This is a genomic window from Actinoplanes subtropicus, from assembly GCF_000721705.1.
GTDB lineage: Bacteria > Actinomycetota > Actinomycetes > Mycobacteriales > Micromonosporaceae > Actinoplanes > Actinoplanes subtropicus.
The window spans coordinates 77,036-99,389 of sequence record NZ_JOJL01000042.1 but is presented as its reverse complement, the minus strand read 5'-3'; the positions used below and the strand labels follow the sequence as shown (position 1 = coordinate 99,389).

At 73.3% G+C, this 22,354-nt stretch carries 18 protein-coding genes; 9 read left to right on the top strand and 9 right to left on the bottom strand.

Translation table 11 applies throughout. The features are described from left to right. The first annotated feature begins 122 nt into the window (after positions 1-122). The 5 genes from IH26_RS0143705 to IH26_RS0143685 all read left to right on the top strand — a co-directional run bounded on the left by IH26_RS0143705 (position 123) and on the right by IH26_RS0143685 (position 5,322). Positions 123-914, top strand: coding sequence for a 2-amino-3,7-dideoxy-D-threo-hept-6-ulosonate synthase (locus IH26_RS0143705; RefSeq protein ID WP_030442207.1), 792 nt, complete (start codon positions 123-125; stop codon positions 912-914). Next, positions 911-2,029 carry a 3-dehydroquinate synthase II family protein gene (locus IH26_RS0143700; protein WP_030442206.1) on the top strand — a complete coding sequence of 373 codons (1,119 nt, stop codon included), beginning with the start codon at positions 911-913 and terminating at the stop codon, positions 2,027-2,029. Before IH26_RS0143705 ends, IH26_RS0143700 begins: the two co-directional genes overlap by 4 nt. After that, on the top strand, positions 2,026-2,808 hold the full coding sequence (locus IH26_RS0143695) for an amidohydrolase family protein (RefSeq protein ID WP_030442205.1): 783 nt from the start codon (positions 2,026-2,028) through the stop codon (positions 2,806-2,808). Before IH26_RS0143700 ends, IH26_RS0143695 begins: the two co-directional genes overlap by 4 nt. Next, entirely contained in the window at positions 2,775-4,088 is a 1,314-nt protein-coding gene (locus tag IH26_RS0143690) for an AMP-binding protein (protein ID WP_051809601.1), read from the top strand. The genes IH26_RS0143695 and IH26_RS0143690 overlap by 34 nt, the downstream gene beginning before the upstream one ends. 100 nt (positions 4,089-4,188) lie before the next feature. After that, complete coding sequence (locus IH26_RS0143685; protein WP_030442203.1) at positions 4,189-5,322, top strand: FAD-dependent oxidoreductase; 1,134 nt, start codon at positions 4,189-4,191, stop codon at positions 5,320-5,322. On the opposite strand, the gene IH26_RS54740 is transcribed toward IH26_RS0143685, so the two are convergent. From IH26_RS54740 to IH26_RS0143670, 3 genes are all read right to left on the bottom strand, one after another. Further along, the gene (locus IH26_RS54740; RefSeq protein ID WP_034217270.1) at positions 5,298-5,663 is read right to left on the bottom strand and encodes a helix-turn-helix domain-containing protein; all 366 of its coding nucleotides are present in this window, start codon (positions 5,661-5,663) and stop codon (positions 5,298-5,300) included. The two genes, IH26_RS0143685 and IH26_RS54740, sit on opposite strands and share 25 nt — an antisense overlap. Before the next feature lie 81 nt (positions 5,664-5,744). Further along, entirely contained in the window at positions 5,745-6,506 is a 762-nt protein-coding gene (locus IH26_RS0143675; RefSeq protein WP_034217268.1) for a metallophosphoesterase family protein, read from the bottom strand. Beyond that, positions 6,503-7,810: a diacylglycerol/lipid kinase family protein gene (locus IH26_RS0143670; RefSeq protein ID WP_030442201.1), complete on the bottom strand. Its 1,308-nt coding sequence runs from the start codon at positions 7,808-7,810 to the stop codon at positions 6,503-6,505. Before IH26_RS0143670 ends, IH26_RS0143675 begins: the two co-directional genes overlap by 4 nt. Positions 7,811-7,890: 80 nt before the next feature. Between IH26_RS0143670 and IH26_RS0143665 the strand changes: the two genes are divergently transcribed. Together IH26_RS0143665 and IH26_RS0143660 are read left to right on the top strand one after the other, a co-directional pair. After that, the gene (locus IH26_RS0143665) at positions 7,891-8,511 is read left to right on the top strand and encodes an RraA family protein (protein ID WP_030442200.1); all 621 of its coding nucleotides are present in this window, start codon (positions 7,891-7,893) and stop codon (positions 8,509-8,511) included. Next, positions 8,508-9,449, top strand: coding sequence for a phosphoglycerate dehydrogenase (locus IH26_RS0143660; RefSeq protein ID WP_030442199.1), 942 nt, complete (start codon positions 8,508-8,510; stop codon positions 9,447-9,449). Before IH26_RS0143665 ends, IH26_RS0143660 begins: the two co-directional genes overlap by 4 nt. 170 nt (positions 9,450-9,619) lie before the next feature. On the opposite strand, the gene IH26_RS0143655 is transcribed toward IH26_RS0143660, so the two are convergent. Further along, positions 9,620-13,009, bottom strand: coding sequence for a bifunctional proline dehydrogenase/L-glutamate gamma-semialdehyde dehydrogenase (locus tag IH26_RS0143655; RefSeq protein WP_030442198.1), 3,390 nt, complete (start codon positions 13,007-13,009; stop codon positions 9,620-9,622). 99 nt (positions 13,010-13,108) lie between these two features. On the opposite strand from IH26_RS0143655, the gene IH26_RS0143650 reads away from it, so the two are divergent. Then, on the top strand, positions 13,109-14,029 hold the full coding sequence (locus IH26_RS0143650; protein WP_030442197.1) for a LysR family transcriptional regulator: 921 nt from the start codon (positions 13,109-13,111) through the stop codon (positions 14,027-14,029). A 219-nt stretch (positions 14,030-14,248) separates the two neighbouring features. Here the strand turns inward: IH26_RS0143650 and IH26_RS0143645 are convergent, their stop codons facing one another. From IH26_RS0143645 to IH26_RS0143635, 3 genes are all read right to left on the bottom strand, one after another. Continuing rightward, complete coding sequence (locus tag IH26_RS0143645; protein WP_030442196.1) at positions 14,249-14,599, bottom strand: helix-turn-helix domain-containing protein; 351 nt, start codon at positions 14,597-14,599, stop codon at positions 14,249-14,251. Between the two features lie 83 nt (positions 14,600-14,682). Next, the gene (locus IH26_RS56675; RefSeq protein ID WP_051809599.1) at positions 14,683-15,981 is read right to left on the bottom strand and encodes a hypothetical protein; all 1,299 of its coding nucleotides are present in this window, start codon (positions 15,979-15,981) and stop codon (positions 14,683-14,685) included. A gap of 499 nt (positions 15,982-16,480) precedes the next feature. Next, positions 16,481-18,616 (bottom strand): outer membrane protein assembly factor BamB family protein, encoded by a 2,136-nt coding sequence (locus IH26_RS0143635; RefSeq protein ID WP_051809597.1) that lies wholly within the window; start codon positions 18,614-18,616, stop codon positions 16,481-16,483. 190 nt (positions 18,617-18,806) lie between these two features. Here IH26_RS0143635 and IH26_RS0143630 point away from each other — a divergent pair, with 190 nt between their 5' ends. Continuing rightward, positions 18,807-19,796, top strand: a complete 990-nt coding sequence (locus IH26_RS0143630) for a ThuA domain-containing protein (protein ID WP_030442193.1) — start codon at positions 18,807-18,809, stop codon at positions 19,794-19,796. 50 nt (positions 19,797-19,846) lie between these two features. On the opposite strand, the gene IH26_RS0143625 is transcribed toward IH26_RS0143630, so the two are convergent. Further along, a complete protein-coding gene (locus IH26_RS0143625; protein ID WP_030442192.1) occupies positions 19,847-20,557 on the bottom strand; it encodes an ABC transporter ATP-binding protein in 711 nt (236 codons plus the stop codon). Next, a complete protein-coding gene (locus tag IH26_RS0143620) occupies positions 20,554-22,353 on the bottom strand; it encodes a branched-chain amino acid ABC transporter ATP-binding protein/permease (RefSeq protein ID WP_169789906.1) in 1,800 nt (599 codons plus the stop codon). The genes IH26_RS0143625 and IH26_RS0143620 overlap by 4 nt, the downstream gene beginning before the upstream one ends. Between the last annotated feature and the right edge of the window lies 1 nt (position 22,354).

Genomic DNA, 22,354 nt, shown 5'->3' with positions numbered 1-22,354 from the left:
GATCGTCCCGCCCGGCCACACCGCCCGCGGCCGGCTTACCCGCTCGTGCAGTGGGCCGCCGCACCGCGCGCTCCTAGCGTCGGGATCACCGGTAACGACCGACCCCCATAGGAGGTGCTGGGATGTACCCGAACGAGTCCTTCGGCCGGCGGCTGCGGCTGAGCCACATCGGCCGGCGCGGCGGCTCCGGCCTGCTGATGGTGCCGCTCGACCACGCCGTCGGCGCCGGGCCGCTCCGCCGCGACGGCGACCTGGACGCGCTGGTGGCGCAGCTCGCCGAGCACGGCGCGGACGCGGTGGTGCTGCACAAGGGTGCGGCCCGCCGGATCCGCCCGGCCCGGTTCCGCGACCTGTCGCTGGTGATCCAGCTCAACGCGAGCACCCGGATGGCGCCCGACCCGGACGCGAAGTATCCGGTGGCCACCGTGGAGGAGGCGCTCCGGCTCGGCGCCCACGCGGTCAGCGTGCACGTCAACGCCGCGTCCTTCACCGAGGGCGCGCAGATCGCCCACCTGGCCGCCGTCTCCGAGGCGTGCGACCGCTGGAACGTCCCGCTGCTGGCCATGATGTACGTCCGCGGCCCGGCGGTCCGCGACGCCCGCGATCCCGGCCTGGTCGCGCATGCCGTCACGATCGCCGCCGAACTGGGTGCCGACCTGGTCAAGACCGCGCTGCCGGAGGATCCCGGCGCGGCCGGCCGCGTCATCGGCGCCGCGCCGCTGCCGGTCCTCGCGGCCGGCGGCCCGGCCGACGACGGGCCGGACGCGGTGCTCGGCCGGATGGCGGCGGCGATGCGGGCCGGTGCGGCCGGCGTGGCCGCCGGCCGCCTCGTCTTCACCGCCGACGATCCGGGCGCGATGGTGCGCGCCCTGGCCGCCGTCGTGCACGACCGGGCCCCGGTGAGCGTCCGATGAGCGCCGCGACGACCGGCCGGCAGTGCTGGCTGGACCTGCGGCAGGCCGGCCCGTGGCGGCGCGCGGTCAGCGAGGAGGCGGTGCACCTGCGGTTCGACGCGCTGGTCGCGGACGACCCGGCCGACCTCGCCGACCTGCCGCCCACGGTGACCCGGGTGCTCGTCGCCGGCGACACCCTCCCGGAGGACCTGACCGGCATCGACCTGGTGCTGGTGGACCCACGCCGGCACGGCGACCCGGCGGCCCTCGCCGGGGCCCGGCCGGGCGTGCGGTTCGGCAGCCGGGTGGACGTCACCGATGCGGAGAGCCTGGAGGTGGCCTGCGAGCGGGTCCGCCGCGACGACTGCACGGTGATCCGGTTCCACGACCCGACCCACATCCCGCTCGAGATCGTGCTGGCCGCCGCGGACGGCGCGCCGGGCCGGGTGGTGACCGAGGTGGACGGCGTCCAGGAGGCCTCGGTGCACGTCTCGGTGCTGGAACGCGGGCCGGACGGCGTGCTGCTGCGGCCGGGCGGGCCGGGCGACGCCACCAAGCTCACCGAGGTGCTCCGCCGCGACTCGCCCGACCTCGACCTGGTCACCCTCACCGTGACCGCGGTCCGGCACGTCGGCTCCGGCGAGCGGGCCTGCGTCGACACCTGCTCGCACCTGCACCAGGACGAGGGGATCCTGGTCGGCTCCCGGTCCCGCGGCCTGCTGCTGTGCGTCAGCGAGACGCATCCGCTGCCGTACATGCCGATGCGGCCGTTCCGGGTCAACGCCGGGGCGATCATGTCGTACACGCTGGCGAGCGCCGAGCGGACCCGGTACCTCTGCGAGCTCCAGGCCGGGGCGACCGTGCTCGCCGTGCGCGCGGACGGCCGGACCCGCCCGGTCACCGTGGGCCGGGTGAAGATCGAGACCCGGCCGCTGCTCTCGGTCGACGCGGTGGCGCCGACCGGCGAACAGATCAACCTGATCCTCCAGGACGACTGGCACGTGCGGCTGCTCGGGCCGGGCGCGGCCGTGCTCAACTCGACCGAACTGAAGCCGGGCGACGAGGTGCTCGGCTACCTGCCCGGGCGGGAACGGCACGTCGGCTACCCGATCGACGAGCTCTGCCACGAGCTATGACGGTCCTCGACTTCCACGCCCGGCTCGGCGGCGGGCCGGACGCCGCCGGCGACCTGCTGCGGGTCATGGCCGGCCGGGGCGTCGCCCGGGCGGTCGTGTCCTGCGGCGGGCTGCTCGACCCGGTCCGGCTGGCCCGGCAGGTCGCCGAGGGCGGCCGCGCGGAGGTCCGGGCCGGCAACGAGCTGCTCGCCGCCCGGTGCGCCGGTTCCGGCGGCCGGCTGCTGCCGTTCTACTTCGCCGATCCGGTACGCGAGGTCGCCGCGTACCGGGCGGCGGCCGGCGAGTTCCGCGGGCTGGAGATCTCCCCGGCGGTGCACGGTTTCCGGCTGGACGACCCGTGCGTCGCCGAGCTGGTCTCGGTCGCCGCCGCGGCCGGCCACCCGGTCTACGTGGCCTGCCTGGGCCGGCCGGGCGCGCGTACGGCCGATCTCGTCCGCCTGGCCCGCGCCGTGCCGGAGGCCACCCTCGTCTGGGGACATTGCGGCCACGGCTGGCTCGACCTCGCCGGGCTCGAGGAGATCGCCGAGGTGCCCGGCATCCTCGCCGAGACGTCCGGCTGCCTCACGATGACGGCCCGGCGGGCGGTCGCCCTGCTCGGGCCGGACCGGGTGCTGTTCGGCACCGAATACCCCCTCCAGGAGCCGGCCGTCGAGCTGGCCAAGGCCCGGTCGCTGGGCCTCTCCGAAGCCGACCTGTACGCCGTGACCTGGCGCAACGCCTGCCGGGTGCTGAACGAGGAGACGACATGGACACCACCACTTATTGGACCGGCTCGGTGAGAAGGCTGCCGCGGATCGGCGACTGGTCCGACTTCGCCGGGCTGGCCAAGGTGCAGGACGACGCGCTGCCGGGCGCGCTGGCGGCCGCGGCGACCTCGCCGTTCTACCGGGCGCGCGGCGGCGGCGTCCCGGCCACCCGGGCGGAGCTGTCGGGGTACCCGCTCACCAGCAAGGCGGACCTGCGCGACGCGTACCCGTTCGGGATGCTCGCCGTGGACCGGTCCGAGCTGGCCACCTACCACGAGTCGAGCGGCAGCAGCGGGGCGCCGACCGCCTGCTACTACACCCGCGACGACTGGACCGACCTGATCGACCGGTACTGCCGCGTGCGGGTGGGTATCGGTCCCGCCGACACGTTCCTGGTCCGCACGCCGTACGCCCTGATGCTCACCGGACACGTGGCGCACGCGGCGGCCCTCTCCCGGGGCGCGACCGTGGTGCCGGCCGACAACCGGTCGCTGGCCACCCCGTACGCGAAAGTGGTCCGGCTCCTGCACGACCTCGATGTCACGCTCACCTGGTCGCTGCCGACCGACGCACTGCTGTGGGCCGCCGCCGCGCGCCTGGCCGGGCTGCGTCCCGACCGCGACTTCCCCGCGCTGCGGGCGCTGCTGGTGGCCGGCGAGCCGCTGAGCCCGGCCCGCCGGGAGCGGATCGCGCGGATCTGGGGCGTGCCGGTGGTCGAGGAGTACGGCGCGAGCGAGACCGGCGGGCTGGCCGGCGAGTGCCCGCACGGCCGCCTGCACCTGTGGGCCGACCGCGCGATCTTCGAGGTGTACGACCCGGCGACCGGCCGGACCGGCGACGAGGGCGCCGGCGAGCTGGTGGTCACGCCGCTGTTCCGGACCGCGATGCCGTTGCTGCGCTACCACATCGGCGACCTCGTCGAGGTGTCCAAGGTGGACTGCCCGTGCGGCTGGGCGCTGCCGACGGTCCGGGTGCTCGGCCGCTTCGGCACCGGGGAAGGGCTTACCCAGGCCGGTCTGGAGGAGGTCGTGTTCCGGTTGCCGGCCGAGTTCGGCGTGCTGTTCTGGCGGGCCCGGACCTGCTCGTACGGCGTCCGGATCCAGATCGAGGTGGCCGCGCCGCACCAGGAGTCGGCGGTCCGCCTGCTCGCGGCCGCCGTGGAGGAGACCTACGACGTGCAGGCCCGGGTCGAGGCGCTGCCGCCGGGCACGCTGGTGCCCGACCAGTTGCTCACCGCGATGCCCGACGTCCTCAAGCCCCGCGGACTGTTCACCGGGGACGAGGACTGGGACCGGGCGCTGCGGTACTACTGAGGGGACCCGCCATGACCGCCTGCACCGAGCGGCACCTCCGCAACTTGCCCGCCCAGGCCGAAGGCGAGGGCCAGATTTGCATGGCCAAGGCGGCACAGCCATGACGCACCCGGACGTCGCCGTCGTCGGCGCGGGGATCGGCGGGCTGACCGCGGCCGTCGCGCTCGCCCGCCGTGGCGCGCGCTGCGTGGTCTTCGAGCGGCATCCCTGCCTCCCCGAGGACGGCGCCGGCATCCAGGTCTCCCCGAACGCCGCCGCCGAGCTGTACCGGCTGGGCCTCGAGGATGCCTTCGCCACCGCGATCCGCCCGGCCGGCCGGGAGATCCGCCGGTGGCGCGACGACACCGTGCTGAGCCGGGTCGACCTGACCCGGCACGAGGTCCCGTACTTCACGATGCGGCGCGCCGACCTGGTCCGGGCCCTGCTCGAGGCCGTCCGCCGGACGCAGGGGCCGGACGCCGTCCGGTTCGGGCGCCGCTGCGTCGGGGTGTGGGACGAGGGCTCGCGCGTGCTGGTGGGCTTCGACGACCACACCGCGACCGCCGCCGGCCTGGTGATCGGCGCGGACGGCCTGCGCTCGGCGGTGGCCGGCGCGTTCCGCCCGGAGCCGCCGCGGTACAGCGGCCACGTGGCCTGCCGCGCGGTGCTGCCGATCGAGGCGGCGGGCGGGCCGGCCGGGCCGGACCGGGTGGTGGCGTGGCTGGGCCCGCGGCGGCACTGCGTCGCCTATCCGATCGATCGTGGCCGGCAGCTCAACCTGGTGGTGACGACGCCGGCGCCGCACCCCACCGGGCCGGCCGAAACCGTCGGCGCCGCCGACCTGCTCTGCCAGTACCGGGGATGGCATCCGGCGGTCCGCGGCCTGATCGGCGCGGCCCGCCGGCTGGGCCGGTACCCGCTGTACGACCGGCCGCCGACCCCGGACCCGTGGCGCGGCCGGGTGGTGCTCATCGGCGACGCCGCCCACCCCATGCTGCCGTTCCTGGCGCAGGGCGCGGCTCAGGCGATCGAGGACGCGGTGGCGGTCGCCGACTGCCTGGACCGCCCGGACGCCCCGGCGCGCTACGCCGCGACCCGGCTGCCCCGGGTGCGCCGCGTGACCGAGGCGTCGCACGCCGGCCTGCACGCCTACCACCTGCCGGACGGTCCCGAGCAGCAACGCCGGGACCGGGCGATGGCGGTGGCCGCGCCGGCCGCCCTCGACTGGCTCTACGGCCGTCCAGCTCCGGTCTGAAGGGGAGACTCGTCGCGGGCCAGGGCGGCCAGTTCGACCCGCGAGGCGAGGCCGAGCTTCTTGAAGATCTGCCGAAGGTGGTAGTTCACGGTGTGCGGCGACTTGCCGACCCGGGTGGCGATCTGCCGGTTCGTCATCGCCTGCCGGACCAGGTCGGCGATCTCCCGTTCGAGATCGGTGAGCTGCCCCCAGTCGACCCGGCAGCTCCGGGGGCGGCTCGGCGGCCGGCGCGGGGCGGACCGGCCCAGCAGGGCGTCGACCACGCGCCGGGCCTCCGCCGGCGGAAGGGAGAGCACCAGCACGGCGGGCCGGTCCTCGGGGATCTGCTCGGGCAACTCCATCGTTCCTCCTCGGGTTGAGTCCGATGGTGGGGCCGCCCCCTACCGCAGATCTGCCAGAAGTAGGCGATTGCCGGAACATGCTCACGGCCGGGCGTGGCGCGGATGCCGGCGCACCCGGCCCGTGTACCAGGTGCCCGGCGCGGATTCGCAGCGCTCGTGCGTTTCGATCACGTCCGGCCCGATCCGCAGCATCGTCCACGAGCGGGGAACGTCGCGTATCCGATAGCTGGTCGCGGTGCCGGCAATGACCACCAGCATCCGGCCGTACGCGTGGACCGCCGGCACGTGGGTGTGCCCGGCGAGCACCAGGTCCACGCCGGCCAGTCGCAGCGCGCGGGCGAAGCGGGCGCGCCCGGCGAGCCGCTCCAGGCCACCGGCGAACGGCGGGTGGTGCATCGCCACCAACCGTACGTCCGCGGGGGAAGCGGAACCCAGCACCTCCCGGACAGTCACCGCCTGCCGCCGGGTCACCCGGCCGCTCTTCCAGCGCCACCGGGGCATGCTGTCGATGCCGAGGGCGGTCACCCCGGGCACCCGGACGGTCGAGTCGTCCGGGCCGAGCCAGCGCCGGTAGCGGGCGTACGGCGCGACCACCCGCAGCGGGCTGACCAGCGGGAGATCGTGGTTGCCCGGCACCAGCAGGCGCGGCGCGGGCAGCTTGTCGAGCACGTTCAGCGCCTGCAGGAACTCGCGGGGACGCGCGCGCATGGTGTGGTCGCCGGTCACCACCACCAGGTCGGGGCGGACCGCGGCCACCTCGTCCGCCAGCGCGTCGATCGACGCCGGGACGTGCGCGCCCAGGTGCAGGTCGGAAAGGTGGGCGATCACCACCGGCTCGGTCATCGCCGGGACAACGCGAGCTGGCGCAGGCGGGACCAATCGAGCTCGGGCAGCGGCACGGGCACGCCGGGGCGGTGGCGGGGCACGCGCACGCGCAGCGCGCCGGGCGAGATCGAGCAGCGGACCGGGGTGGGCAGCAGCAGCGCCTCGCCGTCCACACCGACCGGCAGGAGCGCGGCGTCGGAGTCGATCGAGACGTGCCGGGCGGTGGTCCGGGTGATCGTGCCGGGGCGCCCGCCGAACAGCAGGCCGGCGGCGTCGGCGGCGCCGCGCACGTGCACGGCCAGCACGCCGAGATCGCCGCCGTCCAGCCGGTAGCGGCGGCCCAGCCCGGCGACGTCGTCCAGGCCGTACGGGTTGTTGCTGACCAGCACGGCCTGCGGGCCCATCACCGCCAGCTCGTCGCCCACCTGCACGCGCAGCACCGGGCCGCGGTGGCCGGTCAGCAGGTCGGGCAGCAGGTCGAGGGTGACGCCGGCCTTGTCGTCGCGGTACGCGGGGCTCTGCACGATGGTCGCGTAGGCGCCGAACGACGCGTTGTTCACGAACACCCGGTCGCCGACCCGGCCCAGGTCGACCCGCAGCTCCACGCCGTCCTCGAGCGCGTCCAGGCAGGTCGCCGGGTCCTCCCGGTCCAGGCCGAGGTCGAGGGCGAAGTGGTTGCGGGTGCCCGCGGAGATCACCAGGAACGGCAGCCCGTGCTCGGCGGCGATCGCGGCGACCAGCGCCTGGGTGCCGTCCCCGCCGGCCACGCCGAGCAGGTCGGCGCCGTCCCGGACGGCCTGCCGGGCCACCTCGGCGACGTCCACGTCCGGGCCGTCCAGCAGGTACACCTCGGCGCCGAGCTTGCGGGCGCGCTGCTCCAGGTCGAACCGGGCGACCTTCCCGCCGCCGGACTTCGGGTTCATGATCAGGAAGGGGCGGGCCGGCGGCGGAGCGTCGAACTCGGCGGGCCGGTCGTGGTGCGAGTGCCGCAGGGCGGCCCGGCCGGCGACCACCATCCCGGCCCAGAGCAGGGCGAACCCGACCACCACCCAGATCAGCGAGGCCACCGCGTACACGATGGTCACGGTGACCGGCGCGGCGACCGCGACCGCCGCGGCCACCCAGCGCAGCACCCCGCGGTGGGTGAGGAACCACCAGACCGACGTCAGCATCACCAGCATGCCGGCGGCGGCCACCAGCAGCAGCCCGATGCTCGCCCGCACCCCGGCCCCGGCCAGCACCAGGACGACCGCGGCCGCGGCGGTCAGGAACGCCAGGCGGGCCAGCCAGCGGCGGCCCGCGGGCGCGGGGAGCTCAACCATCACCGCAGCCTGATCCGTGCCGACCCATAGAGGCATCATCCGCCGCGGATGGCGCGCGCGCAGCCCGGTAGGTTGGCCGCATGGCTGATCTACCGCAGGGCCTCCCGACGACCACGTTCGCCGACGTGCTCGACCGCCATCAGGTGATGGACGCCGCGATCCGGCCGCTCTGGTCGCCGGTCCCGCTGATCGCCGGCCCGGCGTTCACGGTGCGCTGCCCGCCCGGCGACAACCTGATGCTGCACGCGGCGATCTACCAGGCCGAGCCGGGCTCGGTGATCGTGGTGGAGTCCGGCGACCTGGATTACGCCCTCGCCGGCGGCAACGTGTGCGCGGTGGCGCGGCGCCGCGGCGTGGCCGGGTTCGTGCTGGACGGGCTGATCCGCGACATCGGCGAGGTGCGCGACCTGGGCTTCCCGGTGTGGGGGCTGGGGGTGATCCCGGTCCCGGGCGGGAAGGCGACGGCGCTGCCGGTGAACGTGCCGATCCGCTGCGGCGGCGTCCCGGTGCGGGCCGGCGACCTGGTGGTGGCCGACGAGGACGGGGTGGTCGTGGTGCCGGCCGAGTCGCTGCCGGAGGCGATCGCGGCGGCCGCGGCGAAGCAGCAGGCGGACGCGGCGATGACGCTCGACGACTGGGAGCAGGCACATCGCGCCAAGGTCGACGGGCTGATCGCGGCCTGGCAGGCGGAGCAGTCATGAAGGTGCTGCTGCCGGACAGCGTCGACCTCGCCGAGCTCACGCTGCCGCCGGGCGTCTCGTCGCTCGTGTACGCGGTGGATTCGCCGCTGCCGGAGGAGCACACCGACGCCGAGGTGCTGGTCGTCTGGGGCAACCCGCCGGCCCAACTGCGCGATGCCGCGGCCCGGCTGAAGCGGCTGCGCTGGGTGCAGACGCTCGCGGCGGGGCCGGATGCGGTGCTCGCGGCCGGTTTCGCGCCGGAGGTGCCGGTGACGTCGGGCCGCGGCCTGCACGACCGGACGGTCGCCGAGCACACCCTCGCCCTGCTGCTGGCGGCCGCCCGCCGGGTGAATCTCATGACCCGCGCCCAGATCGGCCGTCGCTGGGCCGATGAGCTGGGCGGAAATCAACCCCTCAAAGACCCCGACCATTTTCGTACGCTGCGGGAGGCGCACGTCGTCGTGTGGGGGTTCGGCAGCATCGCCGCGGTCACGGCCCCGCTGCTGACCGCCTTCGGCGCCCGGGTCACCGGCGTCGCCCGGGCGGGCGGCACGCGGCACGGCTACCCGGTGGTGACCGAGGCGGAGTTCCCGTCCCTGCTGCCCACGGCCGACGCGCTGGTGATGATCCTGCCGGCGCTCCCGGCGACCCGGCACGCGTTCAACGCCTCGGTGGCGGCGCTGCTCCCCCGGCACGCCTGGGTGGTCAATGTGGGCCGCGGCGCCACTCTGGACGAGCCGGCGCTGCTCGACGCGGTCCGCTCCGGCCGCCTCGGCGGCGCGGCCCTGGACGTCACGGAGACCGAGCCGCTGCCGCCGTCGTCACCGCTCTGGGACGAGCCGAACATCATCATCTCCCCGCACGCGGCGGGCGGGCGTCCGCTGGGCGCCCCCGAGCTGATCCGCTCGAACCTGGAGGCGTTCCTGGCGGGCCGCCCGCTGCGCAATGTGGTCGCTTAATTCGCGACCGTTTCACCCGCGCGACCGTTTCCCTCACGCGACCGTTCGCCCGCGCAGGCGCTTTGGCCGCGCGCGCTTGTTCGCGCGACCGTTCGCCCGCGCAGGCGCTTTGGCCGCGCGCGCTTGTTCGCGCGACCGTTCGCCCGCGCGGGCGCTTTGGCCGCGGAGCCTCAGAGCACCGAGGAGGCCAGGCGGTCGGGGTTGCCGAAGCGGTGGGCGGTGATGCTGATCGCCTGTTCGTGCAGGAACGGCAGCAACTCGATCCGGCCGGCCTCGGTGACCGGTCCCGACCACACGGCCACGTCGGGGTCGGCCGGGATCACGCTCGAGCCGCCGATCAGCCGCACCCGGCCGGACCGTAGCCCGGCCGCCCAGGTCCTGTCGTCCTCCACCCGGATCTCGGCCGGGATCGCGGCGGCCAGCGTCGCCGGCAAGGCCGTGCCGACCGAAACGCGCATCTTCGATCCCGCCAGGACGCCGGCGGCCAGCACCCGCACCAAGCCGGCCACCGGCGCGCCGGCCGCGAGCCGGATCTCGACCGGCTGGGCCACGTACCGCAGCACGTTCCGCTCCGCCCACAGGCCCGAGACGTCCGACTGCCCGAAGTGTCCCGCCCAGGCGCTCGCGTCGGAGCCCGCCGCCCGCTCGATGCCGGCCATTTCCGATTCGTCGAGCACCGGCCGCGCCGCCGCGAGAAGCGATCGCACCCGGTCGGAATCGATCGTCGCGATCACGGTCGCTCGCGCCGGCTCCCAGCCGGTCAGACCGGCCAGGTAGTTCGGCCCACCGGCCTTGGTGCCCGGCCCGACCGCCGACCGCTTCCAGCCACCGAACGGCTGCCGCCGCACGATCGCCCCGGTGATCCCCCGGTTCACGTACAGGTTCCCGGCCTGCACCCGATCGATCCAGCGACGCACCTCGGCCGGGTCCAGCGAGTGCAGCCCCGAGGTCAGCCCGTAGTCGACCTCGTTGACCAGATCGATCGCCTCGTCCAGCGAGGCCGCCGTCATGAGGCCGAGGATCGGCCCGAAGTACTCCGTCCGGTGGTACGCCGACCCGCGCCGCACCCCGTCCCGGATGCCCGGCGTCCACAGCCGGCCCTCGTCGTCCAGCTTCCGCGGCTCGAGCAGCCACCTCTCCCCCGGCGCCAGCGTGGTGAGGCCGCTGAGCAGCTTCCCGCTCGCCGGCTCGATCACCGGGCCGACCTGGGTGCGCGCGTCGGCCGGATAGCCGACGGTCAGCGACGACGCGGCGTCGAGCAGCTGGTTGCGGAACCGATCGGACCGGGCCACCGATCCGGCCAGCACCACCAGCGACGCGGCCGAGCACTTCTGACCGGCGTGCCCGAACGCGGACCCGACCACGTCCTTCACGGCCAGGTCGAGGTCGGCGCTCGGGGTCACGATGATGGCGTTCTTGCCGCTGGTCTCGGCGAGCAGCGGCAGGTCCGGCCGGAACGATCGGAACAGCTCGGCCGTCTCGTACGCGCCGGTGAGGATGACCCGGTCGACCAACGGGTGGCTGATCAGTTCCCGGCCGAGCCCCTGCTCGTCGACCTGGACCAGGGTGAGGAGCCGCGGGTCGGGCAGGACCCGGCCGATGATGTCGGCGAGCAGCGCCCCGCACCGCTCGGCCGGCCCGGCCGGCTTGACCACCACGGCCGAGCCGGCGGCCAGCGCGGCGAGCATCGAGCCGGCCGGGATCGCGACCGGGAAGTTCCACGGCGGGGTGACCAGCGTGAGCCGCACCGGGACCGGGGTGGCGCCGTCGACCCGGTCGAGGCCGGCGGCCAGTTCGGCGTAGTAGTGGGCGAAGTCGGCCGCCTCCGACACCTCGGGATCGGCCTGGTCGGCGGTCTTGCCGGTCTCGGCGGCCATCACCTCGATCAGTTCGGCGCGCCGGGCCTCGATCGCCTCGCCGGCCCGGTGCAGGACGGCGGCCCGATCGGAACCGCTCATCTTGTGCCACGCCTCCGCGGCGTCCGCGGCCTGGTGCATGATCTGATCGAGCCGGGCCGGGTCGTCGATCCGGGCGGATTCGATCGCGGCGATCCCGAGCGTCGACCCCGGTGCACGGGTGAGCACGTCGCGGACCCAGGCGCGGTTGGCGGCGACGGACGGGTCGGTGTCCGGCGTGTTCTCGAAGTGGCCCGGGCGGGGCTCGGGGACCGCCGCGAACCGATCGATCACCCGGCGGGCGGCGGGCACCGCGTCGTCCAGGTCGCGCAGCGAGGCCAGGAAACGCTCGCGTTCGCGCGCGAACAGCCCCTCGTCCGAGTCGAGCTCGAAGACCGCGGACATGAAGTTGTCCTGGCTGGCGCCCTCCTCGAGGCGGCGGATCAGGTAGGCGATCGCCACGTCGAACTGCTCCGGGCGTACCACCGGCGTGTAGAGCAACAACCCGCCCACCTCGCGCCGGACCACCTCGGCCTGGCCCTCGGCCATGCCGAGCAGCATCTCGAACTCGACGCCGGGCCGCACCTCGCGGCGGCCGGCCAGCAGCCAGGCGTACGCGATGTCGAACAGGTTGTGCCCGGCCACGCCGAGCCGCACATTCTCGATCCGCGAAGGGTGCAGCGCGTAGTCGAGGACCCGCTTGTAGTTGGTGTCGGTGGCCTGCTTGCTCTCCCAGGTCGCCAGCGGCCAGCCGTGCACGTCGGCCTCGACCCGCTCCATCGGCAGGTTGGCGCCCTTGACCAGGCGCACCTTGATGCCGGCGCCGCCGCGGGCCCGCCGGCGGGCCGCCCACTCCTGCAGCCGGATCATCGCGGCGAGCGCGTCCGGCAGGTACGCCTGGAGCACGATGCCGGCCTCGAGGCCGAGCAGTTCCGGCATGTCCAGGAGCCGGGTGAAGACCGCGATGGTGAGGTCGAGGTCCTTGTACTCCTCCATGTCGAGGTTGACGAACTTCTGGTGCGGAGAACGAGCCGCCTGCCGGAACAGCGGCGTCAACCGCTCGACGATGTCGTCGACCGCCTCGTCGAAGGCCCACGGGTTGTGCGGCTCGACCGCGGCCGACACCTTGATCGACACGTAGTCGACGTCGTCGCGGCCGAGCAAGCGCTCGGTCTCCCGCAGCCGGCGGTCCGCCTCGCCGCGACCGAGCACCGCCTCGCCGAGCAGGTTCACGTTGAGCCGCACGTCGCGGCGGCGGATCCGGGCGATCGCCTTGCCCAGGCGCGCGTCGGTCGCGTCGACGACCAGGTGACCGACCATGTGGCGCAGGACGCGGCGGGCGATCGGCACGACCACGCCGGGCATCATCGGCGCCATCCGGCCACCGACGCGCACGGCGGCCCGCAGCGGGGCCGGCAGGAAGCGCGGCACGTCGGGGGCGAGCGCGGCAAGCGTACGGGCGCTGACCTTCAGGTCCTCCGGGCGGACCACGCCGTCGACGAAACCGACCGCGAACGACAGTCCCTTGGGGTCGCGCAGCAGCCCGGCGAGCTGCGCGGCCGAGCCGTCCACCTGGACGGCGGCGGCCTCGTGCAGCCAGCGGCGGACGAGGGCGACCGCCTCCTGGGCGAGGTCGGTGTCGGCGGGCATCGCGAGATCGGTCATTGCCACAGTGTCCGTCCGTGTCCGGTTAAGGAAAAGCGATGGTTTGTGACGAGTACTCTTCAGTTCTGCTTACGGGTGGCCCGAAGGGTGAGACAGGACATGCTCGAAATCCGTCGTTTGGTGCTCCTGCGCGAGCTCGCGATCCGCGGCACGCTCGCGGCGGTCGCCGAAGCGCTCAACTTCTCTCCGTCTGCGGTGTCCCAGCAGCTCAGCCTGCTCGAGAAGGAGACCGGCATGACCCTGCTGCGCAAGGCCGGCCGGCGCGTCCAGCTGACCCCGCAGGCCGAGGTGCTGGTCGAGTCGGCGGCCGCGGTGCTGGACACGCTGGAGCGCGCCGAGGCCGCCCTCCAAGCGTCGCTGACCAGGGTCAGTGGCCGGGTGCGGATCGCGGTTTTCCAGTCCGCCGCCCTCGCGCTGATGCCGGCCACGCTGCGCGCCATGGCGGAGCGCTATCCGGACGTCCGGGTCGAGATGGTGCAGCGCGAACCCGAGGAGGCGCTGCGCGAGACCTGGGCCCGCGACTTCGACATGGTCATTGCCGAGCAGTACCCGGCACACGCCGCGCCACACCATCCCGGGCTCGACCGGCGACCGCTCACCGACGATGCGATCCGGCTCGCCCTGCCCGCCGCCACGATCGCACTGCACCCGGTCGACTCGCTGGACGACTCCCGGATGATGCCGTGGGTGATGGAGCCGCGCGGCGCCGCGTCCCGCCACTTCGCCGAGCAGATGTGCCGGACCGCCGGCTTCGAACCCGACGTCCGCTACGAGACCGCCGACCTGCAGGCCCACATCCGGCTGGTCGAGTCCGGCAACGCGGTGGCACTGATCCCGGACATCATGTGGGCCGGCCGGGAGACCTCCTGCCGCCTGCTCGACCTGCCCGGACTCCCCCGGCGCACGATCTTCACGGCCCAGCGGACGGCCGGGTCGGCGTCGCCGGCCGCGCGCGCCTTCCGGGACACGTTGGAGGCCGCCGCCGCGGCGAGACCCATCAGCGGAACCTCTCCGAACTGAGCGCCGCGGCGATCCGATCCCGGCCCGGGTGCGTTCGGTCAGACTCTGGCCGGCCTCGCCGAGCTCCCGGCCACGGTGGGCGGCCTCATCAAGCAACAAACCCGATCCGATTGCGTACGCCGGAAGCAGAACCGATCGGATTCGCGGTCGAAACGTCGCCCCGTTGCCGGTGCGGGGCGGGTGGTGCGGGGCGCCGTTGGGGTGACGCCCTCGCACGTCTCAGGCGCTGAGTCGCCGCTCGGGCGCCTTGCGCGGCGCGATGCCGCGGCAGGACTCGGGGTAGACCTCGTCCAGCTTGGTCAGCCACCGGATCTGCTCGCGGGGCGGCACCCCGCAGCCGCGCAGGAAGCCGAGCAGCGTCTCGCGGCGCGGCGTGCTCCCCCCGGTGATCAGATTGTGGACCGTGGCTCGGGAGATCGGAGTCCCCGCGTCCTTGCTGCGCCGTGCCACACTGTCCAAGGAGCGGCGGCGAGCCACCATCAGCGCCCGCAGCCGCCGGGCGAACTCACCCGGCGTGGCCGCCCCGGCCGGATCGGCCGGAACCACCGCCGACGTCGTTGCTACGCTCATCGATCTCACCCTCGTCAGCGATCAACTGGGCTCGATCTTTCTGCCGCCCACAGGCCCGAACAAGTACGCAGGTGCGCGGAAGTTCACCCCAGGCTGACCGTCAAACCCGACATTCCAGCCGCCGCCGTGAGGTCCACCCCGGTGCCGCCCGGGGTCCACCCGAACGCCGTGAATTCCCGGCCCGGCGCGATCCCCGTCTGGGTGTCACCCGCCAGAGTGACCCGGCCCGCGCCGTCCTGCACCCGCACCCGCACCGGCGTCCCGCCGGCCAGCCGCACGAAGAACTGATCGACCCCGCCACTCATCCGCACGACCGTCACCGCCTTCGGCTCCGGCAGCGCCAAATCGATCCGGTTCGCGCCGCCCTCGAGGTCGACCGCGTCCACCTGTGCACCGTTCAGATCGATCTGGGTGCTGTTCGTGCCACCGTGCAGCCGTACGGTCCAGCGCACCGCCGTGCTGAGCTGGATGTCCACCGCCGTGGCGCCACCGTGCGTCCCGGCCGGCAGGAAGACCCGTAGCGACCCGCCCTCGTCCACGATCTTCGGCGTGACGCCGCTCCCCGCCGGAGTGGATATCCGGTAGAGGTCGTCGCCCAGGTCACCGGCCCGCACCTGCACGGCGGCGGCCCCGTCCACCAGCTCGAAGGTCGCCGAGCTCCGCCCGCCCACCGGCGCGCTGACCGGGCTGCCGTCCTGCGCACCCGGCTCGCCCTGGCTGCCGCCCGAGGCACCCTGCTCGCCCTGGCCGCCGCCCTGGTCGCCGGCCGCGCCGCCGCTCTGCCGCCCGGCCGCCTGCTCGACCCCGCCCCGGTCCCACCCGAGCAGCAGGATCGCGCCGATCAGGCCGGCCAGCCCCAGGAACACCACCGCCACGACAAAAATCCGCCGCCTGCCCCCGGCCGCGTGCCTGTCCACGGCCGGCGCCTCCCACCCCGGCAACACATCCTCGGCATCGTCCACGTACGGGTCCATGGCCGGCCCGTAGACCAATGCCAGCCCGGTGGGATCGGTCTCCTCATGTGCCCAGTCATCGCCGTCCCGAGCGGGCCACTCCTCCGCCCCGTCCTCAACCGCCGTGGCCGGCCACTCCCCGGTGGGAACGGTGTCGTCATCCGCCCAGTCGCCGGCCTCCGGATTCGACCACTCCCCGGCGAGAACCGTCCCGTCCTCTGTCCACTCGCCAACCCGCTGAACAGCCCGCTCCCCGTCGAGTGTCCCCTCGGCCTCTTCCCCGATCGGCGGAGCGGGCCATCCCTGGGTGGGTTCGTCCAGGTCGTCCGCCTCGTCGGGCCAGGTCGGGGCGGCGTGCCGGGCATTCGACTCCGACCCGGCCCGCCGCTCCTCGGCCAGCTCGACCAACGGCTCGGCCGCCTCGTCCACCGGCCCGGCTGACTCGCCCGGCCCGGCTGACTCGCCCGGCCCGGCTGACTCGCCCGGCCCGGCTGACTCGCCCGGCCCGGCTGGCCCGCCCCGCCCGGCTGACTCGCCCGGCCCGGCTGGCCCGCCCCGCCCGGCTGACTCGCCCGGCCCGGCAGGCTCGGCCGGCCCGGCTGGCCCGCCCCGCCCAGCAGGCTCGGCCGACCCGGCAGGCTCGGTCGACGGCTCGGCGGTGCTGTTCAACCGCCGGGCCAGCCATTCCACCGCCGGGCCGCCCGTACCGCCCGCCGTCCTGTCCTCCCTCGACCGCGTCTCACCCTCTGTCACGGGTTCGTCCACTGTTCCGGCTCTGTCATCGACCTCGTCGCCTGGCATCGCAACCCCTCCCACGCAGGTAGCGCCCTCGTCCATCACTACGGACGGGAACGGCACCCTGGACGGGCGGGCGAGGTTCGCGTTTCGGCGCGGCCCGGTGGCAAAAACCACGGATGTGGATGCTCGCTCAGTAGACGACGATCTTTCCGGTGTTCTGCGGGTAGATCGCGTCGTTGTAGAAGTACGTTCCGGGCGTCGCGAAAACGTGCGTCGCCGACTGGCCGGGCATCAGGACGCCGGTGTCGAACTCGTTGTCGAAGAACGCCACGGCCGCGTGCGCGCTCGCGTTCGACGCCGGGTTCACGAAGGTGACCGTGGTGCCGGCCGGAACGCGCAGGTGCTGCGGCGCCATCGCATTCTGCGCCACCAGGTTCTCGGTCGCGCCCGGCGCGCCGTTGCTCCAGACCCGGCCGAGCGTCACGGTCGTCACCCCGGTGACCGCGGCGGCCCGGATGTCGTTGCGCTTGGCCGGCGGCGTCGGCGTGGGTGCCGGCGCGACCGTTCCGCCCAGCTTGAAGGCCCACAAATGGTCGCCGCGCGGGATGTCGGGGTAGGGCAGGCCGTTTCCGCCGGCGAGAACCGCGATGTACTGGACGCCGTCGATCTCGTACGCGATCGGGCTGGTGTGCACGCCGGCCCCGGTCTGAAAGCTCCAGAGCACCTCGCCGGTCTCGTCGTTCATCGCGTGCAGCAGGCCGTCCGGGCCGCCCTGGAACATGATCCGCCCGGCGGTGGTGAGAATGCCGTTGCCGTGCGCGAGCGACCATTCCCCGTCCTTGTTCCAAACCGGTTTGTTGGTGCGCGGGTCGACGGCCGCGATGCCGCCCGCGAAGTATTCGCCGAGCGGGCGCGACGTGTTGACCCGGCCGCCCCGGGCGTTCGAATAGCCCGAGTTGATCAGGCCGTAACCCACATAGATCCATCCCGTGTACGGGCTGAACGACTGCTGCATCCAGTCGCCGCCACCGCCCGCGCCCGGGAAGATGACGGTCGCCCGGTCCCAGTGCGGCGTGTAGAGCCCGCCCCATTCGTAGAACGGCACCGGCCGGGTCGCGTTGTCGAATCGCGGCTCCTGCGGGCAGAACGGCTCGCCGCCCGGGAACGGCTGGGTCGGCGCGGTCAACTGCCGTACATCCTGCGGGACCGGCCTTTCTTCTATGCCGTGAATGGCTTCCCCCGTGCGACGGTCGAGGATGTAATACATGCCGACCTTGCTGCCGTAGACGACGACCTTGCGCAGTTTGCCGTCGATCCGCAGGTCGAGCAGCAGCGGCGCCATGACGTTGTCCAGGTCCCAGATGTCGTGGTGCACGGATTGAAAGTGCCAGCGCCGCTCTCCCGTTTTCGCGTCGAGCGCCACGATCGAGTTGGCGAACAGGTTGTCGCCGGCCCGCGACGACCCGTCGGTGCGCGGGTAGGGCCCGCTGAACGTCCAGTAGACGAGCCCGAGGGTGGGGTCGATCGCGGGGTGGATCCACGGGACCGCGCCGCCGGTCTTCCAGGAGTCGCCGGCCCAGGTGTCGTTGCCGAACTGGCCCGTCCCGGGCGCGGACCAGAAGGTCCAGGCGATCTCGCCGCTGGCGGCCTTCAGCGCGTACGCCCGGCCGCGCGCCCCGCCGGTGCTGCCCTCCATGCCGACGTAGATCAGGCCGTCGTGGTAGACCACCGCGCCGGCCAGGGTGCCGGTGAGCCCGCCGCACTGGCCGTTGGTCGGGTCGCAGCCGCTGTCCGCGCCGCCCTCGTCCGCGGTGATGAGCTGTTTCTGCCAGACCACCGCGCCGGTGCGCTGGTCCAGCCCGTACACAATGTTCGATCCTGAAGTGGAGAACACCTTTCCCTCACCGAGCGCCACCCCGCGCATGTTGGTGGGCTTGGCGCCGACGTTGGTCTTCCACTTGACGGCGCCGGTGCCGCCGTCCACGGCGAAGACGTTCTGCTGGCTGGTCTGCACGTAGAGGACGCCGTTCTGGACGACGGCGGTGCTCTGCTGGGGTTGCTCGGTGCTGCCGCCCTCGAGGTTGAGGTGCCAGGCGCCGCCGAGGCGGCCGACGGTGCGGCGGGAGATCTGGTCGAGCGGCGAGTGGTTCTGGTTGCCGAGGTCGCCGCAGACCTTGGGGAAGTCGCGGCCGGGCGGGCGGAAGGCGGCGGGTTGCGGCGGCGCCGGCACGGCCTTCGGCGGCTCGCCGGCCAGGGCGGGAGCGGCCGGGGCCATCGCGGTCGCCGCGCCGGCCCCGGCCGCGGCGAGGAACTTACGTCTGTCCATGCTCACTCCTTGGTCCGCTAGGTGGACCCATTGCTCCGCTGGATGGACGAACCATAAGTCGGTTCATCGGTTCGAAACAAGAGCTGCATGCGAATCCATGGTTGCCCGCCGGTCGCGGGCGGGCCTACGGTGAGCGAGCAGTAAATGGATCGATCGGTCCGCCTAGTGGTACGCCTGATCGGAGTCCTTCATGACCGCATCCCTGCGGCGCCGCCTCGTTCCGCTCGCCGCGGCGCTCGCCGTCCTCCTCTCCCTCTCCGCCGTTCTGATCGCCCGCGGGCTCACGCCGGCGGCGGCCGGCCACCCGGGCACCGACCACGGCGCGCAGCAGCTCGGCGACCCCGACTACGGCGTCTGCCGGGGCGTCGACCCGCGCTGCTACCACGACTGGGGCAACTTCCACCCGGCCGTCACCGGCTACAAGATGCTGCTGTTCACGCGTACGGCGGGCCCGCGGCACGCGAATCTCGGGCCCGCGCTGGCCGCCGGGCTGAACCCACCGCTCACCGCGGCGAACGTCGTGCAGAACGGCATCATCGCGCTCGGCAAGGCGAACGGCTTCGCCGTCGACTGGACCGAGGACCTGGCCCAGATCGCGACCCCGAACCAGCTGTTCCGGTACAACGCGGTGGTCTTCTTCAGCACCTCGCGGGACGCGCTCGACGACGCCGCGCAGACCGCGCTGCGGCAGTACATCCGCGGCGGTGGCGGCTTCGTGGGAGCACACAACGCCTTCGGTACGGAGTACAACTGGCCCTGGTACGAGGGGCTGCTCGGCGGGGCGAACTACTACGACCACGGCCCCGAGCAGACCGGCACGGTGCAGGTCGTGGACCGGCGCGACGCCTCGACGCTGGGGCTGCCGTCCCGGTGGGGCTTCGAGGACGAGTGGTACAACCTCGTGCCGTTCCCCTCGCGGGTGCGCGTACTGGCCACTGTGGACGAATCGACCCTCGCCCGCGGGGTCAAGGGCAGCATGGGTCACCCGGGGCACGGCGACCTGCACCCGGTCGCGTGGTGCCAGTACTACGACGGCGGCCGGGCCTGGCTGACCACGCTCGGGCACGACGCGGCGCTGTTCGATCCGGGCAACACGACGTTCCCGGGCGCGGCCGACTACCGCAGCCTGCTCGTCGGCGGGATCGAGTCGGCGATGGGCATGCAGCCGTTCTGCCGTTGAGGCGTTCTGTTCTCGCCGCCCCGGGACGCTCGCTCCGGGGCGGCGACCGGTCACAGACCCAGGTAGATCTGCCGGACCCGGGGATCGTGGCGGAGCTTGTCGGAGGTGCCGGTCATCGCGGCCGAACCATTTTCGACCACCAGGCAGGTGCTGGTCGCTTCGAAGGTGAGTTTCGCGTTCTGCTCGACCAGGAGCATCGACAGGCCGTCCGCCCGCAGGCGCCGCAGCACCGCCAGGATGTCCTCGACCAGTTTCGGGGAGAGGCCCATCGACGGCTCGTCCAGCAACAGCAGCCGCGGCTTGCACATCAGCGCGCGACCGATCGCCAGCATCTGCTGCTGGCCGCCGGAGAGCGCGCCCGCCAGCCGCTCACGCATCTCGCCGAGGACCGGGAACAGCTCGTACACCTGGGTGAGGTTCTCGCGGGTCTCCTTCTTCCACGGCTTCGCGTAGGCACCGAGGAGCAGGTTCTTCTCGACCGAGAGGCCGGCGAAGACGTGGCGGCCCTCCGGCACGTATCCGATGCCGTGCCGGACCATGTCCCGCGCCGGCACGGTCGTGAGGTCGGTGTCGCCGAGGCGGAGCGCGGCGACCCGGCGCGGGATCAGGCCCATGATGGCCTTGAGCGTGCTGGTCTTGCCGGCGCCGTTCGCGCCGATCACGCCGACCGCCTCGCCGGGCGGAACTTCCAGACTGAGTTCCCGTACGGCGCAGACCCCGCCGTAGTGGACGGTCAGCCCCTCGACGGTCAAGGCGGTCACGAGGTCACCTCCGAAGGCAGGTCCATCGAGTCGCCGAGATAGGCCTCGATCACGGCGGGCGTGGCCGCGACCGCGGCGGGTGTGCCCTCGGCGATCACTTTGCCGCCGGCCAGCACGGTGATCCGCTCGCAGAGGTTCATCACCAGGCCCATGTTGTGTTCGATGAGCACGACGGTGACGCCGGTGTCGCGGATCGATCGGACCATCTCGCCGAGCTTGCGCACCTCGTCGCCGTTGAGGCCGGCCGCGGGCTCGTCCAGCAGGAGCAGCGTCGGGCGGCAGGCGACCGCCCGGGCGATCTCGACCCGCCGCTGGGTGCCGTACGGGAGCGATTCCGGCGGCAAAGCGGCGAACGCGGTCAGTCCGTATCGATCGAGCACCTCGTCGGCGCGGCGGCGCAGGTCACGGTCGCGGCGCACGATCGCGAGCGGGGCGATCAGATAACGCCAGCTCGACAGCGTGCGGCTGCGATCGAGCGCGACCAGAATGTTCTCCCGTACGGTCAGATCGCCGAACAGCCGGAGGTTCTGGAAGGTACGGGACATCCCGGCCCGGGAGAGTCGGTAGGGCGGCCGGCTGGTCACGTCGGCACCCGCGAACCGAACCCGTCCTGCGGTCGGCCGGTAGAGGCCACTGACCACGTTGAACAGGGTGGTCTTGCCCGACCCGTTCGGCCCGACGATGCCCCGGATCTGCCCGGCCGGCACGCTCAGCGACACGTCATCAAGCGCCTTGAGACCACGGAACTGCTTCGTGATGCCGTCGATCGAGAGAAGGGGATCGCCGCCTTCGAGCGATATCTCCGAAAGATCTGGGTAAGGACGGAACTCGGCGAGCTGGGCCGCCGTCTCGCGACCCCGACCTCGCCGCCGGGCGATCGCCTGTCGAATCCGCGGCGGCAACCCGGCCAGGCCCGTGGGCGCGAAAACGACCACCAGCACAACCACCGAGCCGTAACCCATCTGGGCGAACGTCGGGTGGTCGACCAGCAACTCGCGGACGAGATAGAGACCCACCGCGCCGGCCACGCACCCGACCAGACTCTGCCGGCCCCCGATGATGACCATCGCGAGCAGCAGGAACATGTTGGCGATCGAAAATGACTCGGGCGCGACGTAGCGGATCAACCCCGCGTAGAGCACCCCGCCGATTCCGCCATAAACGCTCGCGAGCAGGAACGCCGTCATCCGCAGCACCGGCACGTCCGCGCCGAGCGCCCCGGCCGCCAGCGCGTCGTCGCGCATCGCCCGCATCCGCCGGCCGAGCGCCGTCCGCACCACGAAGAGACCGAACGCGAGCGCAAGCGCGAAAATGATCAGCTCGAGGTAGTAGTACAGGTACTCACTGGACAGGTCCACGCCCGGCAGCGTGGGCACCGGGATGTTCGAGATGCCCTCCGCTCCCCCGGCGATCTGCGCGTTCGTGACCCAGTTGGTGAAGGCGAGCGCCAGCCCGAGCGTGACGATCCCCAGGTAGTGCGACTGGACGCGGAGGGCGGGTGTGGCCACCAGCAGGCCGGTCGCCGCCGTGGCCGCCACCGCGATCGCCGCGGACAGCCAGAAGCCGAGCCCGGCGTGCGTCGTCAGGATCGCGGTCGCATAGGCGCCGACCCCGAAGAACGCGACCTGCGCCAGGTTCACCTGACCACCGACGCCCATGCACAGTCCCAGGCCGACGGCGAGCACCGCGAACACGATGATCACGTTGGCGACGTGGATCGCGTACGAGCTCAAGCCGTACGGCAGGAACCACAGGCCGGCCGCGAGGAGAAAGAGGAAGCCCAAACTGAGTCTCACA

Excerpts from the sequence above, each read along its gene's own strand:
- IH26_RS0143630 (WP_030442193.1), top strand. The coding sequence starts at position 18,807 with ATGACCGCATCCCTGCGGCGCCGCCTCGTTCCGCTCGCCGCGGCGCTC.
- IH26_RS0143635 (WP_051809597.1), bottom strand. The coding sequence starts at position 18,616 with ATGGACAGACGTAAGTTCCTCGCCGCGGCCGGGGCCGGCGCGGCGACC.
- IH26_RS0143700 (WP_030442206.1), top strand. The coding sequence starts at position 911 with ATGAGCGCCGCGACGACCGGCCGGCAGTGCTGGCTGGACCTGCGGCAG.
- IH26_RS0143670 (WP_030442201.1), bottom strand. The coding sequence starts at position 7,810 with ATGGTTGAGCTCCCCGCGCCCGCGGGCCGCCGCTGGCTGGCCCGCCTG.
- IH26_RS54740 (WP_034217270.1), bottom strand. The coding sequence starts at position 5,663 with ATGGAGTTGCCCGAGCAGATCCCCGAGGACCGGCCCGCCGTGCTGGTG.
- IH26_RS0143655 (WP_030442198.1), bottom strand. The coding sequence starts at position 13,009 with ATGACCGATCTCGCGATGCCCGCCGACACCGACCTCGCCCAGGAGGCG.
- IH26_RS0143665 (WP_030442200.1), top strand. The coding sequence starts at position 7,891 with ATGGCTGATCTACCGCAGGGCCTCCCGACGACCACGTTCGCCGACGTG.
- IH26_RS0143695 (WP_030442205.1), top strand. The coding sequence starts at position 2,026 with ATGACGGTCCTCGACTTCCACGCCCGGCTCGGCGGCGGGCCGGACGCC.
- IH26_RS0143645 (WP_030442196.1), bottom strand. The coding sequence starts at position 14,599 with ATGAGCGTAGCAACGACGTCGGCGGTGGTTCCGGCCGATCCGGCCGGG.
- IH26_RS0143685 (WP_030442203.1), top strand. The coding sequence starts at position 4,189 with ATGACGCACCCGGACGTCGCCGTCGTCGGCGCGGGGATCGGCGGGCTG.
- IH26_RS0143650 (WP_030442197.1), top strand. The coding sequence starts at position 13,109 with ATGCTCGAAATCCGTCGTTTGGTGCTCCTGCGCGAGCTCGCGATCCGC.
- IH26_RS0143705 (WP_030442207.1), top strand. The coding sequence starts at position 123 with ATGTACCCGAACGAGTCCTTCGGCCGGCGGCTGCGGCTGAGCCACATC.
- IH26_RS0143690 (WP_051809601.1), top strand. The coding sequence starts at position 2,775 with ATGGACACCACCACTTATTGGACCGGCTCGGTGAGAAGGCTGCCGCGG.
- IH26_RS0143660 (WP_030442199.1), top strand. The coding sequence starts at position 8,508 with ATGAAGGTGCTGCTGCCGGACAGCGTCGACCTCGCCGAGCTCACGCTG.
- IH26_RS0143675 (WP_034217268.1), bottom strand. The coding sequence starts at position 6,506 with ATGACCGAGCCGGTGGTGATCGCCCACCTTTCCGACCTGCACCTGGGC.